Below are 4,723 nucleotides of genomic sequence, written 5' to 3' on the forward strand. Positions count from 1 at the left end.
TCAACTGCGCCCGTACGCTGTCGAGTTCGAGATGGCGGTCGATCCCGCGCAGCAGGTGATCCGCAGGAACGTGATCATCAAGGCAGAAGTCGTAGAAGAGCTGCGCCGGAGCTGCTTGACATCCCATCATCGCTCAATCCTCCGCAAATCCATGCGGCGATTGAATCACGGCCGTCTAGCATGCGCAATGCGGGTTCAAATTCTTCCTGCGTCGAGTTAGAGGCAATTTACGTGACCGGCAGCAACATCCGCCGCAAGGGTACTGGCGATCAAGCCAACCGTAACGGTCATGCCATGCGCCGCGCCAACAAATCCCCAACTCTGTCGTAGTGCGGGCCGGAAAATGGAAATCAACAACACCAGCAAGCTACCTAAGGCCGTCGCCGCGAGTAGTAAGGCGGCGGGCGGGGAATAGGTCGGAATGACCTTCCAACAACTGGCAAGCGTGTATGGTCCGGCAGTTGTGTAGGCTGCGAAAGCCAAAGCGGTCCAAACCAGCGCGTGAGCTACTAGCAGCCATCTTCCCCAATGCCTCATTCGTTAATTCCAACTCTGCACTGCTGAGTACCAGACCAGCTCACGTTCCAAAAACTGCCGCTCGATAGATATCGGACCGCCGACGGCACCGTACACCGCACTGGCTGGAACTCGATACTGTCACTTTGCAGAGTTTTTCAACGGTATCCGCCGGGCTCCGTCATGACGTCCATGCGCCAACACCGGACATTGACCTTGCGACCTTTCGCTTTAGGCTACGTCACGTGACCTTGGGCTCGGGCTTGAGTTGCTCGATGAAATTGATGGAGACCTGATCTCTGGGAGTTGAACGGAAGAACGCGGTAAACAGGGACCTTCGATTGCTCCGCCGCCTGCTGCGCGCCAAAGACCGAATAGACGCAGAACCGCATCAACTATGGACGGTCTCGCGACTCGCAAAAGTTAGCGGCGTGTCTGAAGCCCACTTCGCTCGATCTTTCCGTGAAGCGTTCGGCATTCCTCCGCATCGCTACCTACTCACTCGGCGGGTCGAACGCGCCGCCGCCCTGCTGAGGGATACGGAGCTGCCTGTTATCGAAATTGCGATGCAGGTTGGGTGGGACAGCATAGGGACCTTTGGTCGTACATTCCGGGACATAACGGGAGAGAATCCCACCGCCCTACGTCGTCGGCTTAGAGCCCACGATGATGCACTCGAGTGGGTGCCCCATTGCTTCCTGAGCGCTGCTCATCGGCCCCATCTCAAAATGGCAGTTTCGGAGAAGCGTCGCTCAACGAAAGGCGCTAGTCAGGACGCTTGAAAAGGAGGTTCTCATGAAAAACGGTGTTCAAGTTGTCGGGCTTTATGTCCATGATCAGGATGAGGCGTTGCAGTTCTACTTCGATAAAGTCGGCTTTCGTGTGCACACGGATGCCCGCAACGGAGACTATCGTTGGCTTACTGTCCAGCACCCAGACCAGCCAGATTTCCAACTCGGGCTGTTTCGCCCCCAGCCACCCATTGTCGATGAGGCGACCGCGCAAGGACTAGAGGAAGCGGTAGCCAAGGGAGCGATGCCCCCGCTGGTTCTCGTCGTCGAGGACTGTCAGGCAGCCTACGATGGGATGAGCAGCCGCGGCGTCGAGTTCGTTCAGGAGCCGGTAACCCGTTATGGCTCTGTGGATGCGAGCTTTCGTGATCCTTTCGGGAACGGATGGAAGCTCGTCCAGGCGCGGTGACGCGCTCATCTGCTACTTTTCGACTTGCATACTCCCACGAGGAACTCATGATCTAGCGAAGCTGGATACGCCAAAGTCATCGGTGGCTAGGGATTGTACTTACACTCACCATCGCAGCGAATTTTGTCGCTATGGCGCTTGGACCGCCCCCCGTCATAATCGACTACGCACAACTTCCCCCTCTCAGTCTTCTGATCCTCAGCGGCCTTTACATGTTCTTCCAACCCCGTCCCGGTAACTTTCGGCACAGAAGCGGTCATAGCGGCAGCATCCGAGTCTCTGGTTCGTTCTGCTGCGGAAATGGCACTAAATGAGAATTTAGTCGCGGTGCGTTAGGGGAATATTTACATGCCCAATGATTAGCTGAGTCTGACTTAGATTTGTGAGACGCATGACGCTCGCTTTTTTTGAGCATCCTTCTGCGATGAAGCAACGGGATGACTAGGAGATTGGCAATGCTCTCAGTTTCATCAATCAATAGTCCATCCCTTGCGATCTTGCAGCAGTCTTCCATCAGACTTGGATCGGTTGCGGAGCAGGACGACCAGAATGACATCCTTCAGGTTGCCAATGGCGTATCAAGCGAACCATCCAGCGGGACCAAGTCTGCATCCGCGGTGGCAGGTAAATTCGCTGTAGATTCAGCGCTGCCGACAGAAGGAAGAATCGTCGTAGGAGGGCTGGGAGCCGCGGACTCATGGGAAGAGTTGGAGGAGCTCGTCAAAAACAATAAGACGCTGACAAACCGCGAGAAGAAAGAGTGGTTGGTCAAGCTGTCAGAGATGCAGGAGCTTGCCGAAAGCGTGTCTGCTTACATCAATTCGTCTGAGTTCGCTGAAATCAAAGCCCGGGCCCAGCAGTTTTCTAGTAGTTCAGATACAAGGGGCTCGAGCGAAGCCCACAAAGCCATCAACAGTCTTTCCGAAAAGCTCGGCCGCGAAAGACCTTTCCGTGAGTTCTGATATATTAACGCGAATTCTTGCGTATCAAGGGTAACACCCCCTCATGCGGCATTGGCCGGGAGCGGCTTGCCGCTTCGCGCCATTGGCCGCCGAGAGCCAGACTTTTGCATTCGGAGTGTCTTTTGACTACTCTTCAACCGATAAGCGGAGCATGAAGCTCAGACTCCTGTATGACTTCCGGCCACGATGTTTGGGGAGGCGGAGGCACAAAGGAATGATCCATGACGTCAATAGCATCCGCAAACAGTGCGGCCTTGCTGATCTTGCGGCAGACCAATGATGCATCGAATGCCGGGAACAGCAGTAACCAGACATCGCCGGCAGATGACCTGACTTCGACGGTGAACGGCGTTTCAAGCGAAAACAGCCCTGCCAAGACCAAGGCATCATCTGCCATCAACGGCGCGCTCCTCGATTTAAAGGAGAAGCAGGACAGCACTGTTCAGGCGGCGCTTGACTTTATCGACTCCGACAACTTCAAGGCCAGCGATCTGACGCTGAAGGATACGTTGAAGAAGCTCATCAGCGAAAACGGCGAGGATTTCGCAAAGAAAGTTCAGGCGTGGCAAGTCAGAGCACCCGGCATCTCTCTGGAAAACGCCCTTATTAACGCAGTCAAGGATACGATCACCGATAACCGCGAGCAGTTCACCTCAGGCGAAATCATCCTTGGAATAAAGTTTCCAAGCGGGGGAGCTGCCGGCCTCACAAGCATCCCGGCGCTTGATGGCAGCAGCGAGCATGGCACTTTGATTGACGCGCGGAAGGCGGAGCTTGCTGAATTCTCCGCACGAATCCGAGCGGGCGAGACTGAATTCAAACCAGATGATGGAAGCCATCATACTGCGATGCAGGACTGGGCGAACAAGTGGTTCGATGAGTTCGGTTGGGATGATGTTTCTTTGGGCAACTAGTGTACGAAGCTCTTCGGCGCAAAGCCTCCACGAGAGCTTCAGGCACTGGAACTCACTTCCGTCGATCGACGTGACAGCAACGCCGGAAATCGCACAAAGCTGTTGTTGGCGCTATCGGATGTTATCTGACCGTTGCAGCGCTTCCTATTATAGCCCTGAGCACAGTGGCGGCTTTGGGGCCGAGTGGCGACGAGACGTGTTATCATCCGGCAGCCTGATGGAGGCGACGAGGTAGGAGGAGCGGTGGAGGCTTAGGCATGGACACCGCCATACTGCGTACTCGCCATTCGTGGAACAAGAGAACACGTAGCCTGAACGTGTGATAAGACTGCATTCGGTCACGCCCGCGTTGGCAATCAGTCTATCGAGGCCAAGCACGGATCGAGTAGAATATGCTTGCTGTCTTGCACCCTCATTGCGCCCCGCACGGTGACACGGTCCCCAGCTTGCATCCCATTGTCGGAGTAGATGACGCACAACACACGCACCCCAGGCTTCCGGCATATACCAATATACCAGAGTACTCGGTCTGTATCGACGATCGAGACAGGTCCCGTGGCCCATAGGTCAACCCGCTCATAGGAAGGAACCTGCAGGTCCTGAATGGTCGCGGCCAAGTCAGCGCATGAAGCCGTGCTCTCAGGCGTACCCTCAGGGAATGCTAACCCTCTTCGCCCCGGATAGGGATTTTCCTGAGCCACAGCGAGCGGCGCAGAGAGTATTATCATGACAGATAGGCTGGTCTTCATGAAGATGTGGATCATCGACCGGTATCCGTTCAGAGGTGGCTTAAACGTATTCATGTCAGCGACGATCTAAGATTGATAGATTCGGACGAGCCACCAATTCTGGCTTGGGCCGATAGCCCTCATGGCGCAGAAGCGCCGATACCGTTGAAAAACTCGTAGGAATGGCTGCTCATCCGCCCATTTCTGTTTTTGGGCGGATTAAGCATGTCCCTTTGCCCCGAGCCGTAGCGCAGGGTAGCCCATGCCGCTCTTAAGCGGCAATGGCGCTGTGTGATGGCCTGAGTTTGGCCAGCCTCCTGAGGTTTTGTGCAGTTGCTGCAAGCAGGAATTCATCTCGCGCACCACACGGCCCTCGGAGCCTTAGCCGCGCCATCCGCAGGAG

The 4,723-nt window shown here is 55.5% G+C and carries 5 protein-coding genes; all 5 read left to right on the forward strand.

Going from position 1 to position 4,723, the window contains the following annotated elements:
• The first annotated feature begins 857 nt into the window (after positions 1-857).
• The 5 genes from MUU54_RS24340 (at position 858) to MUU54_RS24360 (ending at position 3,592) form a co-directional block, all read left to right on the forward strand.
• Positions 858-1,298 carry a helix-turn-helix transcriptional regulator gene (locus MUU54_RS24340; protein ID WP_312038872.1) on the forward strand — a complete coding sequence of 147 codons (441 nt, stop codon included), beginning with the start codon at positions 858-860 and terminating at the stop codon, positions 1,296-1,298.
• A gap of 13 nt (positions 1,299-1,311) precedes the next feature.
• Entirely contained in the window at positions 1,312-1,716 is a 405-nt protein-coding gene (locus tag MUU54_RS24345; protein WP_247246514.1) for a VOC family protein, read from the forward strand.
• A gap of 65 nt (positions 1,717-1,781) precedes the next feature.
• Entirely contained in the window at positions 1,782-2,030 is a 249-nt protein-coding gene (locus MUU54_RS24350; protein ID WP_247246518.1) for a hypothetical protein, read from the forward strand.
• Positions 2,031-2,171: 141 nt separating this feature from the next.
• Positions 2,172-2,678, forward strand: a complete 507-nt coding sequence (locus MUU54_RS24355; RefSeq protein WP_247246515.1) for a hypothetical protein — start codon at positions 2,172-2,174, stop codon at positions 2,676-2,678.
• A gap of 221 nt (positions 2,679-2,899) precedes the next feature.
• A complete protein-coding gene (locus MUU54_RS24360) occupies positions 2,900-3,592 on the forward strand; it encodes a hypothetical protein (protein WP_247246516.1) in 693 nt (230 codons plus the stop codon).
• Positions 3,593-4,723 lie beyond the last annotated feature (1,131 nt).

The organism is Pseudorhizobium tarimense (genome assembly GCF_022968135.1).
In the GTDB taxonomy this organism is placed as follows: domain Bacteria; phylum Pseudomonadota; class Alphaproteobacteria; order Rhizobiales; family Rhizobiaceae; genus Neorhizobium; species Neorhizobium tarimense.